This window comes from Bacillus cereus group sp. N31 (assembly GCF_016483245.1).
Lineage (GTDB): Bacteria > Bacillota > Bacilli > Bacillales > Bacillaceae_G > Bacillus_A > Bacillus_A toyonensis.
Map to the genome: position 1 here is coordinate 63116 of NZ_JAEHCH010000004.1, position 14605 is coordinate 77720.

Here is a 14605-nt window from a genome sequence, read left to right on the forward strand (position 1 = left end):
TTTCATTAACGTGCAGTATAGCCTCCGTCAACAAGAAGTGTTGTACCATTAACAAAACTAGCATCATCACTTGCTAAAAATAAGACAGCTTTAGCCACTTCTTCTGGTGTTCCAAGTCTGCCTTGTGGATGAAGGGAAGCTAAATATTCTTTCTGTTGAGGATTAACACTACCAAGCAAAGGGGTATCAATATACCCAGGGCACACCGCATTAATACGTATTCCATATTTAGCGTAGGCGGTACATAAATTTTGAGTTAATAGTTTTACGCCACCTTTTGCAGAGGAGTATGCTGTTGGGGTAGGTAATGAAACAAAACTATGAATCGAACCAGCGTTAACGATGACACCGCCTGCACCTTGTTTAAGAAATTGTTCAATCGAATATTTATCAGAAAGGAATACCCCTGACAAGTTAATATCAATGGTTTTTTTCCATTTTTCATAGGACAATTCGTTTGCCGGTGCATCATCAGCAACGCCGGCATTTGCATACATAATATCTAATTTACCGTATTTACTTACTGTCTCATGGATTAGTTGTTTAATATCTGCCTCTACTGTTACATCAGTTTTAATAAATAACGTATCATATCCATTTGCGTTCAATTCATCTGATAGGTCTTTTCCACGTTCAGAAAAGTCAGCGATAACTACTTTTGCACCTTCTTCAATAAAAAGACGAACGGTAGATTCGCCAATTCCGCTTGCACCACCAGTTATGATTGCTACTTTGTCTTTTAATTTCATATAAACCTCTCCATTCATTAATGAATTTAAGTCGAATTTTTTGAGCTGGTTATGTCACTATTAACCTTAAATAGTAAGTAGATAGAAGAACAAGTTTGCGTTTACTTAACTGTGAAAGTACTGACTTTTCTTTATTGTACTTTTTTATACAGTGATAGACAAAAATGCTAATTGGGTCAATTTTAACATTAGATTGAATATTCGGTAAAGTATTCTCGGATAGAGTGAGTGCTGAAGCTAAACGACTAACCTACATAGATATATCGAGGGGTATTTACATATAGTTGCTCTTTTTTATTTTAGTGATTAACAAATTTTTAAACTTGCTGATGATGTAGTGCAATTAAATAAATCGGTTGTTTTTAGATTCAACTAAAACTAAAAAACAGTAAAAATAAAATGTTATATAATAATTATTTATTGAAAAACGATAAAAATAGTGTTAATATCAAATTGAAAATTAGTAAGAGAGGTGCTTTTTATAAAATGTAAAACGAATGTTATGTACTAAAAAGAAATTGATAGAAATTAGGAAAGTTATATATCTTAATAGCAAAAGAAGAAAAAGGAGTTAGAGCATGATTAATAAAACAGTAAAAAAAGTTATCTTGTTTGCAGGTGGTTTGTATATTACTTATTTAGTAGGTGTAGTTATTTTAGCGGAATCTATACCGTATCCTACATCTCAGCAATTAAAGGCAGCCGAAAAAGTAGTTGAACGCTATGTAGGTGAAAATAATGGAGTGAAAATGATAAATACATCTAGCAGCTTCACGGCTGAGATGTTCGATCGTACAATTCATATTGAAGGAAATTCAAAGGAGAATCCGGAACAAGTATTTCGAATGGATTTAGACCGAGTTTCTAATGAAAATGAAAAAGTAACCGAAAAATCGATAAATAAAATTTGTAAATCAAATGATGCAGGAGAGAATTTTACGTGTGCTGATGCTGAAAAGTTAAAATGAACATGCAGTGTTATTTATAGTATATAGCTAAAGGTAGGAATGCGTAACAGCACAACTACTACTCTAGTTAAATAGGAAAAGCCTCGCAGGGGGGCGAGGCTTTAAACAGGGTATTAAAAATTATTGATTCATTAAGAATAATTTTTTCGAATAAATTAATTTTAGCATGATAACTCATGTATATGTGTTACGAATTTATGAACAAAAAATCAATCATAAAAATACGGGGAAGATGATAATTTATTTGAAATATGTATTATTACATAAGTTTCGAGTGAGAAATAAAAAAGCAGCAATGAGCAAAATAATTTAGAGCCGCATTATATTAAATATAAGTGGCACTCCTAATATTAATCTGCTTCATTATATTGTTATTACCAATGCTACAGAATGCGTGAAGTGGTTGAAAGAGAGACTTTGTTTATTTCGTTTCTTTTGCACTTAATTCATTAGAAATGATATTTAGTAATGATACATATGAAGCGTATATTTTGAATTAACTAATAGAATAATATATATTTATATTGATTTAATGATTTTAATTTATTAAAAATGAGGAAATCAATATGAAGATTAAATTTGCCGTAATAAAAGATGAAAACTTTGATTTTAGTTTATTAGAAACAAAATTACTGAAAACCTTTAAAGAAGTAGATTGTGAAGCAGATATTGTAAAGGTTGAAGATAAGATTTTTGAGGGAAATAATATTCAAACGAATTTAGCTGAAATCACCATTAATGTTACTGGAAAAAATATCGGCTATAGGTCCGTTTCAGCTAGTATATTTATTGTTCTAGAAAGTTTATCATTACAGTTATTTCAAATTAATATTAGTTTACATTAAGCAGCTAAAAAAGAGAATTCCTTCAGAAAATTATACTGACTATAATGAGTTGTAAATATGAGAATGGTGATTTAAATAATAGTAATTATTGTAGGTGCTCCCGTATGTTGGATTGCACCTTGTTTGTTATTAAAGAAATAAAAAAGCCTTTAAATAAGATGAAAGTCTTTATGAAACGGCATATAAAGAGTGTTCAGGATACGTTCTTAAAGTAGAATAATTCAATGCTTATTCATATCGCATATTATCTAAACGCAGATTTATATAGAAGAATGGAAACATGTAAGTAATTCAATTAGATTGTACAAATAATTTGGTGCGCGAATATATGGAATGTATTCACGGGTAAGAGGGTTGTCTCATAATATATATAGATTTTTCTATTAAGATGAACAGAGGGTGTGAATATATGGAAGATGTTTACGCGAAAATTGACAGCCTAAAAGCAGAGCAAAAAGAAATTATGAGAGACATTCGTACTTTAGAAACGCGTACCACTATTAATGAGAAAGACATAGCAACAATCAATAAGCAATTAGAGAAAATAAGTACAAACACAACTTGGATTTTGCGAATTATTATTAGTGCGATAGTAATGTCAGTTTTAGGATTGATATTAAAAGGGATGATTTAACCTTGTAAAATAGCTCAATATAAACGAAAGAGGGGCAATTCTCCCTCTTTTTATTATACGAATGAGAAATTGCTTTCCTCCAAGCGTTAAATGAAGGTGGAGGACGAACCTATTTTTTGCAAAAAAACTGAAACAATGTGCTAAACGAGTTTTATAAACTAAATCCAATTAGGAATGGATACTATGAGAACCGAGCATTATTTGTCAACGAAAAGAGTATTTAGGTCCTTCATATTATAATTGGCACAAAGCATATAGCAGTTAGATAAAACATACTATGCATGTATACGTATAGAATGTTTATTTTTAGATACAAATCAATTATAAATACTGAAAAACAGACCTACATAAATAGAGTCCTTTTTTAGTTTTAAAATTTTTAATTACTACTAGAACAATATGGATCTGTTGAAACATGTTCTAGATTGTAGCCTCATGTAGAAAACTTTGTAATAGAATCAAACCGCTTACCTTAAGTTGATGAACATATGTGGAGACCGTTTGTTTTGTAATTCAAATAATTAGATTAATGTGATAACATTTTGAAGTAGGGTGTAAATGAAATACTGAGGAGGATAAGTATGCAAAAGAGACCAGGAACAAATGAATATAACCCATACTATTCAACGTACATAAAATTAGTACCAGATGGAGATATCATACATATTCTAGAGCAACAAATGAAGGAAACGAATCTTTTATTGAAGGATATTTCTGATAGTGAGGGACATTTTCGATATGCTCCTAATAAATGGAGTATAAAAGAAGTAATCGGTCATATTGCAGATACTGAACGTATTATGGCATATCGTTTGGTGTCCATAGCAAGAGGTGAGACAGCAGAACTTCCTGGCTATAATGACGATATGTATGTTCTTAGAGCAGCTTTTGATAAGCAATCTATGCAAGATCTTCTTACGAATTTAACAGTTGTTCGCCAATCTACTGTGCATTTACTTAAAAGTTTAGATACAGATGCCTGGTTACAAAGGGGAATTGCGAACAATTCTGAAGTCACGGTTCGTGCATTAGCAAACATTATTGCTGGTCATGAGCTTCATCATCGGCAAATTATAAAAGTACGATATTTTGGGGCTAATGCATTTACAGAATGTTAAAATACGGAAAATAAAAGATGATGATTTGTAAAAAAATTACGATTCATTATCTTTTTATTTTTTCTCAATGACCAAATATTACTTAACAGTGGCAAGCCTAATTTATAAGAAAAGAATGACTACATTAGCAACAAGGGTTTAAAGGAAGGGGGATTGATAGTAAGTTGTTTAATTAAAATGAGAGTAACTTTTACCTTACTTTTTGTTATAAATAAAGGAGCAGTTAGCAAAAGCTAACTGCTCATCTCCAAGGGGGAGCAAGGAGAAAAATCTAATGTCATCTACAGTGTTGACGGAATATGGAGTTTTATTCAGGGGATTTACTGATTATGTAGGTTACATAAAAAAGTCCTATTAACATCCAGGCTGTTCCGATTAGAATTAAAGATTCGAGTGTAATCCAAAACTTTTTTTCTGGCTTTTGAAATTCTAAAAAGCCTTTTCTTAAGAGCAGAAATAAACCCGCTTCAAGACAGAGGAAAACAACTAGACCCAGAAATTAAAAGTACAAAAGGGATTTATTATGAGAGTAAGGAAGAAATCGAAATTACCTTTGAATACTTAAGAAAAGAAATTGATAATGATGATGAGAGTCAGCAAATTATTACAGATTACAAAGAGGTAACTTAAAATAAAACTAGAAAAGCATCCAAAACTATTGTTTTTTCTTTTTTAATATAGAAATTACACATTAAATATATACTTATACGTGTTGTTACTAAACGCTAAGGAATAGTAATAAAAAAATGATGCTGATAAAACTGTATAAAAATAAAAAGAATCCTAAGATGGGGAATGTTTTATGAAAGTTGATCATGATAAACCTCCTTGATATATAAAGTATTTTAATATATTGTTGGTCTATTTAGAAGGAAAAACATAATTTGGTACATGTTAAACGAAAATTTGAACAAACTAGATATTGGAATAAATGATGCCTTCCTTAAAATAACCTTAATTAAAATATAGCTTTAATAACATTTGGAAATTAAATGGTATAATTTTCTGGGATAACCTAAATAAAGTTTATTTTAGAAAAGAGGTAGAGGGGAAATGTTTCAAAAGCTTAAGTTTTATTTAATGAGCATTTTAATTAGTTCAATGTTAGGTGGAATTATTATAGGTGCTAATTTCTTGGTCCATAACATATATAATTTGGTTGCAGGTAAAGAATATCATTTTAATATGTGGTCTTCTATTATTATATTTAGTGTTGTATTTATTTCGGGCTTCTCGTACATGTTGAAGAAGGGGCCAGATATATTTGTTAATGATTAAATTAATAGCAATTATCAATAGGTGTTGCCGTGTGATTCGGTTGAAGTCTTTTCTAGCGTGTTAGTTATCTCAATATATATGTATCTCTTGGCACCTGAGCGAGGGTGCCCTCTTTTTATCGAAGGAATAATAAAATGTATATAATATGATTAATAGATTTATATTTAAGTCTGAGGGGTACAAATTCGATGCGACGTAAAAAGGATTTGTTGAAACAATGGAAGGTGGATTTACAGGCTATTCAAGAAGAGAAGAGGATGAAGAAGAAGACTAAAAATAAGAAATATAGCATTCCTGGTAATACAGCTGGATTCATGAATGGAAAGCATACTTATCGTAAAGAGAATGGGGTATGGAAGCAAAGAAATAAATGACGTGAGGATAAATAGATTTCATTAAGTTTGTAGCATTATTCTAGGCGCTCCCATGATTTGGGTGGCGTCTTGTTTGTTGTTTATGAAGTAATCCCTAAACGTATTATAGTATTGTTTTTAATTAACAGATATAAAAAAAGATTTATTTGTTTTATTGATAATTTATAAACATTATTATAATATGTTTGTATATGTGTAGACTAAAAGAGTTTTTGTTTGATTTTATTGAAAGGTGGGGGATATCGATAACAATAAAATAATGGGTATATCACCTACAAAGAGCTGCAAAAGGAATGGAAGCAGTATGGAAAAGGTGCTTTCGTGAAAAAATTCAAAAAATAAGCAGTATTAGCTCTTGAAGAAAAATGACTAGAAAAGTTACAACTAGATGGAGCATAAGGTTATACAAAAAATCTTAAAAGGGGGACAAAATTATGGAACAAGGAAAGTATTCAGTAACACCTCAAGATCGAATGAATTATTTATTAGGTCTTTATTCTGCAGATCAACAAATTAATGCGGTTCTTTATTTTCCTGTAGGTCTATCAAAGGAAATACTTGAACAATCAGTAAGGATAACATTACAATTGCAGCCAGTTTTGAATAGTCGATTTGTAGACAATGATACTCCTTACTGGGAGGAACATTCATCTGGCACTAACTCATCTATTTGCTTTTTTGCAGAAGGAAATGATCAAGAACTTGAAATAATGGCAATAGATTTTATTAAGGAACCTGGAGATCGTATTCAGGGGCCTATGGTTCAAACAAAATTATTACGAGGCACTACAACAGATATGTTAGTTGTGAAATTATCTCATCTATGTTCAGATGGTGCAGGAGTCAAGGAATATATTAATTTGCTTGGAGCAATTTATACGCACCTTTCCTTAGGAGGATCTAAGGATCAAATTATAAAGGAATTTGGTGAGGGAAATGAGAGTTTTCGAGATCAATCACATGTATTCAAATATGCTGGAATATCGGACGTAAAAAGTGCGTATCGTCCTAACCAAGAACAGCAGGCATCGTTATGGTCTTTTCCATCTCAACCCAACAAAAATAAATCCCCAAAAATGTCTGTAGGGCGGTTGAGCCGTGAGCAAACTCTATGTCTAACCAAATGGACAAAAGCACAACAGGCTACCTTGAATGATGTAATCATGACTGCATACTTCCGTGCTTTATCACATTTCACTGTGTATGCAGAACCTCGCACCGCAGAAAAAATGATCGGTTTGACAATTGATTTACGTCGATATCTGCCTAATTATACGACTGGTGCTATTTGCAACTTATCCGGAATGGAAATGCCAGTGATTAAAATGGAAGATGATGAATCATTTAATCAGACTCTTGTTCGAGTTAAACAATCAATGGATAAAATAAAGGGCCAAAATCCAGGTCTTTCTTCAGCGGCAGGAATGGAGATACTGGCAGGTATGAAGCTATCTACGGTGAAGGAAATGTATAATCAGCAATACGAGCAGGCTGTACAGATGGGGATGGCGTTGCCATTAATGACAAATTTCGGGGTGATCGCTGATGAACCTATTCAGTTTGGTGAAATGCAAGCTGAGGACGGGTATATGACATCACCCATTATGTATGCACCATTTTTTTCAATGGGAGCAAGCACTTATAATGGAAGACTTACATTTACGATTGGTTATCATGCGCCGGAGACATCAAAAGAAAAGGTAGACAAATTTTTAGAATGTGTTATTAATCAGCTATCATAAATAAAATAAAAGAGAATATAGCGCAAAATTTTCTAACAGAATTGTATTTTAGGCGCTCGTCTTATGTACGGCTAATCCCTTTTATAAACGCTATATTTAACGGAAAGGTCTTACCCCAGATAAAAGTTTATCTTCAAATGCTTCATAAATTATTTTTGTTAAATTTTCTCTGATTGCACCTATCTTTATGTTTTAGATTTATGGGGAATCGTAGTGAAAAACAATTTGCAACACGAGAAAAACAAAATAGATCAGCATAAAAGTACTAAAAAGGAGAGAAAAGAGCTGACTTAAACTATATTTTGAATCAGCTCTTTTTACTGTTTTTCGAAATGAATTAGTTTTCAGATAATATAAAAATGATAATCTTCTAACAAATAATCAAGGCATCAACACTAGAAAAGTAGAGATAATATGTAATATAATTGAAAAAGTATATTTAAAAATCAATGTTAATATTACCCTCCTATAAGTATTAACATACGTAATTGAGGTGTTTTCTTTGTTGTTTTATGATCGAATTTCTATAATGGCCCCTCCTGTTCCGTAGCTTAGGAAAGTCTTTTTATTTCTGAGATTTTCAAAGTTATAGGAGGGTATGAAAAATGAAAAAAGTCTCAGTACCATCACTTTGGTTAATGATTATTCTTGTAGCATTTCCGCAAATTAGTGAAACAATTTATACACCGTCTTTACCAGACATTTCAAAGGCGTTACATGTAAGTAATAATGAGGTGCAGTTAACGCTTAGTGTTTATTTTGCTGGATTTGCTTTAGGTGTATTTTTTATTGGATGGTTATCCGATATAATTGGTCGTCGCCCGGCGATGTTACTTGGAATTGTCATATATGGCGCGGGGAGCTTCTTATGCTTTATTGCAAGTTCCATTGAATTTTTATTGTTAAGTCGTTTTATTCAGGCGTTTGGAGCAAGTGCAGGATCAGTTGTGACGCAAACAATTCTTCGTGAAAGTGTAGAAGGACATAAACGTCACGTTATGTTTGCTCAAATTTCGGCAGTCATTGCTTTTACACCAGCAATAGGACCGTTAATTGGTGGCTTTCTTGATCAAATGTTTGGATTTAAAATAGTATTTTTAAGTTTAGTAGTTATGAGTATCGGAATTTTGCTGTATACGTTTGTTTCTCTTCCAGAAACAAAAATGGGTGCAGTAACGGATAAGATAAATGTGTTTTCTGTTTTAAAACGGTTGATTACAAATCCGAAAGTAGTAACATATGGGCTATTAATTGGAGGAGCGAATGGCGTTTTATTTAGCTATTATGCAGAAGCGCCGTTTATCTTTATTGAATACTTTCAGTTATCGCCTAGTATGTACGGATTTCTAGGAATTGTTGTTGCTTCCGCTTCTATTATTGGAGCGAAAGTTTCAAAGCGGTTACTTACCACTTATAAACCAGAGAAAATTATATATATCGGTTGTTTTGTAATGACAGGTGGAGCAGTCGCTTTATCTATTATTACTTCAGTTGGATCAAATCCAAACATAATATATATGATTGGATTTTTAGTAGCGATGTTTATATTGCTATTAGGAATTGGGGTAGCATTACCTAACTGTTTAAGTTTAGCATTAGTAGATTTTCAAGATGTCATTGGTACAGCTGGAGCATTGTTTAGCTTAGGGTACTATATAATAGTGACGGTGACAATTTGGGGAATGAGTCAACTTCATACGGGCTCGTTACTGGTGATGCCACTTTATTTTCTAGCTATTGTAGCTATCATGTTGGTGTTTACTAAGGTGTTTATTGTTGGTAAACGAGTTGAAAAAACAGTTTAATTATGTATTAGGAAAAGAGTCTCATTGGAAAATGAGGCTCTTTTTTATTATTTTTTAATAAGTTATTAGAATAGTGTTGAAATTAAATTGATTAAAAAGAAAGAAGGTACAATATGAACGGTCTAAATGTTAAAGCAACTACACAAGAAGATTTACAACAAATTTTAAAACTATGTACAATTTATGATCAAGCCATTTACGGTGAAGTTGATACAACGGTAGAGGATATTACGAACTCATGGAAAGGTATTGATGTTAGTAAAAGTTCTTACGTTGTTATGAATGAAGAAGAAATAATTGCTTATGGTATTTTGACAGGGAGTGAAAGACAGTTTCCATCTGCTGTACTTATTCATTCTAATTATATGAATCAAGGTATTGAACAAATAATATGGTCAAAGCTTGAAGGGCGGGCTAAGGAGCTTGTTAGTAATTCGTCTTGCTCGAATGGCACGATTGTAACACAAGCAAATAATTTCTATGAGGAAAAAATGTTAGAAGAAGCTGGTTTTATTCCAACTCGTATTTGGTGGGGGATGGGGATTGAATTGCAGGGGAATGTTCCATCACCAATATGGCCAAATGGGGTTACAGTGCGACATTACATACAGGGTGTGGATGATGGGAGATTACATCAAGCTTTTAATGAAGCCTTTGCGGACCACTGGAATTCGCAACCTTCTACGTTAGAAGAGTTTTTGCAACGTACTGAAAGAGATGGGTTTCATCCTACATTATGGTCACTAGCAATGGCTGTGGATGAGGTAGTTGGTTTTATATTTAGTAAAAAGGGTACTGATAATAAAGCTGAAATTATGCATCTAGGTGTAAGATGTTCTAAGCGGAAACAAGGGTTAGGATTATCACTATTACACCATGCATTTAGTCAATTGTACGAAGAAGGGACTTTAAAAGTTCAACTGAATGTAGATTCTGAAAATATTACAGGCGCACCTCGCGTATATGAAGCAGCTGGAATGGAAGTACAGAGTAAATTTGTTCGCTTTGATAAAGAGATCCTTGCTAAGGGTGTATATGGTATGTAACTTTACTAATATATTGTATTTTTGTTTGAGATGTTAATAGAGTGTTTAAAAAGTATGAAAATAAATTTTGAAAATGGTAGTAGCAATAGGAATGAAATTCTTTTAAAATACGTTAGCAACTATAAATATTGAGTTATATGATATATGAAGCCGAGGGAGAACTGCTCTCCTCGGTTATTTATATTGTAATAATATTCATATCGGCACCATTTTGAATAGATGTATTTTATTGCTAATTCAGTTAAAAATTAAACATCATTATGCATATTAATTTATTGAAAAAATAATTGAATTTTTCAGATAAATGAATTAATATAAAATAAGTAATTTTAAGATTTATAGAATATTGGAAGATGAAAGGTTTTGAGAATTTTGCAAGAGGCAAAAAACGATTTTAGGATAGCTTTAAAGCTAGTGTAAAATGACGTTTGCTTCATCATTTTCAGGCCAAAAGGAATTAGGGGAAAGCATCTTGTTTTAAAATGCGGCTATGAATCATCTAAGAGGGGGAAGTGAAGTGGCAAACAAAGAATTGAAAAGAGGTTTAGAAGCACGTCATATTCAAATGATTGCTTTAGGCGGAACAATTGGTGTTGGTTTGTTTATGGGTTCAGCTAGCACGATTAAGTGGACAGGTCCGTCAGTAATGCTTGCCTATGCAATTGCAGGTATTTTTATCTTCTTCATCATGCGTGCCATGGGAGAAATGTTGTATATGGAGCCAAGTACAGGTTCATTTGCGACGTTTGGTCATAAGTATATTCACCCGTTAGCTGGTTATATGACAGCATGGAGTAACTGGTTCCAGTGGGTTATCGTTGGGATGTCAGAGATTATCGCAGTTGGAGCGTATATGCAATATTGGTTCCCAGGTCTACCGGCTTGGATACCAGGTGTGATTGCAATGGTTATTCTTGGTGCAGCTAACTTAATTTCTGTTAAGTCATTTGGTGAATTTGAATTTTGGTTTGCGATGATTAAAATCGTTACAATTTTATTAATGATTATTGCTGGATTTGGCCTTATTTTCTTCGGAATTGGTAATGGCGGAGAAGCGATTGGCATATCTAATCTTTGGTCAAATGGCGGTTTCTTTACAGGTGGTTTTTCAGGATTCTTCTTTGCATTATCACTTGTAGTTGGAGCATATCAAGGTGTGGAATTAATCGGGATTACTGCTGGTGAAGCGAAAAATCCGAAGAAGACACTTACAAGAGCGATTCAAAGTACAATTTGGCGTATTTTAATATTCTATATTGGTGCTATTTTCGTTATTGTAACTGTTTATCCGTGGGATCAATTAAGTACAATTGGTAGTCCGTTCGTGGCAACTTTTGCGAAGGTTGGTATTACGGCAGCTGCTGGACTTATTAACTTCGTTGTTATTACAGCGGCGATGTCTGGTTGTAATAGTGGTATTTATAGTGCTGGACGTATGCTGTATACGTTAGGTGTAAATGGACAAGCACCGAAATACTTTACGAAAATTTCTAGTAACGGTGTTCCATTATTTGGTACAGTTGGTGTAATAATTGGTTTAGCGGTTGGTGTAGTTTTAAGTTATATTGCGCCAAAAAACTTATTCGTATATGTGTATAGTGCGAGTGTACTTCCAGGTATGGTACCATGGTTCGTCATTTTAATTAGTCAAATTCGTTTTAGAAAAGAAAAAGGGGCAGAGATGAAAGATCATCCGTTCAAAATGCCATTTGCTCCTGTTACAAACTATTTAACGATTGCCTTTTTAATTATGGTATTAATTGGAATGTGGTTTAACGATGATACTCGTATCTCACTAGTTGTAGGTATTGTTTTCTTAGCTATCGTTACAATTAGTTTCTATGTTTTCGGAATAGGGAAGCGAGCGCCATTAGATACTCAAAATAATCAAGAGATTTCAAGTAAATAAAGAAGAGGCTGTTCATCTGGAACAGCCTTTTCTTATTGTTGTTATTTGTCGATAAATTGATATACCTTGTCGGATTATTGATATAATTTGATTTGTGATAGATATATTGGAAAAATCGTTGATATAATTTCACATACTATCTGTCACTATCATGATTAAAATTTCTCTAATACGATTTTTCCAATTGTACGTCCACTCTCAAGTAATGCATGTGCTTTCTTTAAGTTTTCAGCGTTAATTGGTGCTAATGTTTCATTTAAAGTGGTCTTTAAAATACCTTCATCTAATAATTCGCTCACTTTATTTAATAGTTCATGCTGCGTAATCATATCACCAGTTTCATACATCGGCTTTGTGAACATAAACTCCCAAACAAAGGTCGCACTTTTACTTTTTAGAATGCCCATTTCAAGAGGATGTTCATTTTCTACGATAGAGCAAATTTTACCTTGTGGTTTAATTACTTCACCTATACCATGCCAATGCTGATCTGTATTATTTAAGCAGAAAATATAATCTACATCGTTGAATCCAAGGCTTTGTAGTTGCTCTTTTAAAGGTTTATGATGGTTAATTGTATGGTGAGCTCCAAAGTTTTTCACCCATTCTATCGTTTCATCGCGAGACGCAGTTGCGATTACATTTAATCCAGCCCATTTCGCAAGCTGAATTGCGATTGAACCGACACCACCAGCTCCGCCGATAATTAAAATGTTTTTAAATGTATTTTCGCTTTTCTTAGCGTAATTAATGCCTAAACGCTCGAATAAACCTTCCCACGCCGTAATAGCTGTTAAAGGAATTGCGGCAGATTCAGTATCACTTAAAGTTTTAGGTTTTTTACCAACGATTCTTTCATCGACTAGGTGGTATTCACTATATGTACCTTGTTTCGTAATACTTCCAGCGTAAAACACTTCATCGCCTTCTTTAAATAACGTACAACCTTCGCCAGTTTGTACGACAACACCACTAGCATCCCAGCCAAGTATTTTCGCTACATCTTCTTTTTTATCTTTCGGAGAGCGAACTTTTGCATCAACTGGATTAACGGAAATCGCGTTAATTTTAACAAGTATATCTCTTCCTACGGCAACAGGTCTTTCAACTTCAATATCAATTAAACTGTTTTCTTCTTCAATAGGTAAGTATTCATGTAAACCAATTGCTTTCATTTGTAGTCCCTCCATTAAAGTAAGAATCATTTACTCCTTTATTATAGATGGTGAAATGCTGTTATGTAAAAAGTACATTTTTTTGTATGCTGGAATGAAAGAGTAGAAGGAGTTTATTTCTAAAAAGTAGAATTTTTTACTGTATTGTTTTATTCAAAACGAAATGTAAAGGTGGATACATAATGACGGTAAAGAAGCTTTATTTCGTACCAGCTGGTCGTTGTATGTTAGATTGTTCTTCTGTTAATAGTACGCTCACACCGGGGAATTTATTAAACTTACCAGTATGGTGTTATTTATTGGAGACAGAAGAAGGGCCAATTTTAGTAGATACAGGTATGCCAGAAAGTGCGGTTAATAATGAAAATTTATTTGATGGTACATTTGTTGAAGGGCAGATTTTACCGAAAATGACTGAAGAAGATAGAATCGTGAATATTTTAAAACGCGTTGGTTATGAGCCGGAAGACCTTATTTATATTATTAGTTCTCACTTGCATTTTGATCATGCAGGGGGAAATGGTGTTTTTACAAATACACCGATTATTGTGCAGCGTGCTGAATATGAGGCGGCGCAGCATAGCGAAGAATATATGAAAGAATGTATATTGCCGAATTTAAACTACAAAATCATTGAAGGCGATTATGAAGTCGTACCAGGAGTTCAATTATTGCATACACCAGGCCATACTCCAGGGCATCAATCACTATTCATTGAGACGGAAAACACTGGCCCAGTGTTATTAACGATTGATGCATCGTATACGAAAGAGAATTTTGAAGATGAAGTGCCGTTCGCGGGGGTTGATTCGGAATTAGCTTTATCTTCAATTAAGCGTTTAAAAGAAATTGTTAGCAAAGAGAACCCAATTGTTTTCTTTGGACATGATATAGAACAGGAAAAGAGCTGTAAAGTGTTCCCGGAATATATATAGTGCAAAAAGTCATGGGCTTACGTGCTC

General features: G+C 33.1%; 13 protein-coding genes. 11 read left to right on the plus strand and 2 right to left on the minus strand.

Annotation, left to right across the window (positions count from 1 at the left end; all coding sequences use genetic code 11):
- Positions 1-5: 5 nt before the first annotated feature.
- On the minus strand, positions 6-749 hold the full coding sequence (locus tag JDS81_RS08240; protein WP_000768010.1) for an SDR family NAD(P)-dependent oxidoreductase: 744 nt from the start codon (positions 747-749) through the stop codon (positions 6-8).
- A gap of 578 nt (positions 750-1327) precedes the next feature.
- Here JDS81_RS08240 and JDS81_RS08245 point away from each other — a divergent pair.
- From JDS81_RS08245 to JDS81_RS08295, 10 genes are all read left to right on the plus strand, one after another.
- Positions 1328-1717, plus strand: a complete 390-nt coding sequence (locus JDS81_RS08245) for a hypothetical protein (RefSeq protein ID WP_097953795.1) — start codon at positions 1328-1330, stop codon at positions 1715-1717.
- A 566-nt stretch (positions 1718-2283) separates the two neighbouring features.
- The gene (locus tag JDS81_RS08250; RefSeq protein ID WP_097953796.1) at positions 2284-2562 is read left to right on the plus strand and encodes a hypothetical protein; all 279 of its coding nucleotides are present in this window, start codon (positions 2284-2286) and stop codon (positions 2560-2562) included.
- 409 nt (positions 2563-2971) lie between these two features.
- Positions 2972-3196, plus strand: coding sequence for a hemolysin XhlA family protein (locus tag JDS81_RS08255; RefSeq protein WP_000390466.1), 225 nt, complete (start codon positions 2972-2974; stop codon positions 3194-3196).
- A gap of 581 nt (positions 3197-3777) precedes the next feature.
- On the plus strand, positions 3778-4314 hold the full coding sequence (locus tag JDS81_RS08260; RefSeq protein ID WP_097953797.1) for a DinB family protein: 537 nt from the start codon (positions 3778-3780) through the stop codon (positions 4312-4314).
- A 1053-nt stretch (positions 4315-5367) separates the two neighbouring features.
- Positions 5368-5592, plus strand: a complete 225-nt coding sequence (locus JDS81_RS08270; RefSeq protein WP_000486799.1) for a hypothetical protein — start codon at positions 5368-5370, stop codon at positions 5590-5592.
- A gap of 188 nt (positions 5593-5780) precedes the next feature.
- Entirely contained in the window at positions 5781-5966 is a 186-nt protein-coding gene (locus tag JDS81_RS08275; RefSeq protein WP_097953798.1) for a hypothetical protein, read from the plus strand.
- A gap of 434 nt (positions 5967-6400) precedes the next feature.
- Entirely contained in the window at positions 6401-7708 is a 1308-nt protein-coding gene (locus tag JDS81_RS08280; RefSeq protein WP_097953799.1) for a condensation domain-containing protein, read from the plus strand.
- A gap of 605 nt (positions 7709-8313) precedes the next feature.
- Complete coding sequence (locus JDS81_RS08285; protein WP_097953800.1) at positions 8314-9513, plus strand: multidrug effflux MFS transporter; 1200 nt, start codon at positions 8314-8316, stop codon at positions 9511-9513.
- Positions 9514-9626: 113 nt separating this feature from the next.
- On the plus strand, positions 9627-10559 hold the full coding sequence (locus JDS81_RS08290; protein WP_097953801.1) for a GNAT family N-acetyltransferase: 933 nt from the start codon (positions 9627-9629) through the stop codon (positions 10557-10559).
- A gap of 517 nt (positions 10560-11076) precedes the next feature.
- On the plus strand, positions 11077-12468 hold the full coding sequence (locus JDS81_RS08295; protein ID WP_098908624.1) for an amino acid permease: 1392 nt from the start codon (positions 11077-11079) through the stop codon (positions 12466-12468).
- Positions 12469-12623: 155 nt separating this feature from the next.
- Here JDS81_RS08295 and JDS81_RS08300 read toward each other — a convergent pair whose 3' ends face one another.
- Entirely contained in the window at positions 12624-13643 is a 1020-nt protein-coding gene (locus tag JDS81_RS08300; RefSeq protein ID WP_097953803.1) for a zinc-binding alcohol dehydrogenase family protein, read from the minus strand.
- A gap of 182 nt (positions 13644-13825) precedes the next feature.
- Here JDS81_RS08300 and aiiA point away from each other — a divergent pair, with 182 nt between their 5' ends.
- Positions 13826-14578 (plus strand): quorum-quenching N-acyl homoserine lactonase AiiA, encoded by a 753-nt coding sequence (gene aiiA, locus JDS81_RS08305; RefSeq protein WP_097953804.1) that lies wholly within the window; start codon positions 13826-13828, stop codon positions 14576-14578.
- Positions 14579-14605 lie beyond the last annotated feature (27 nt).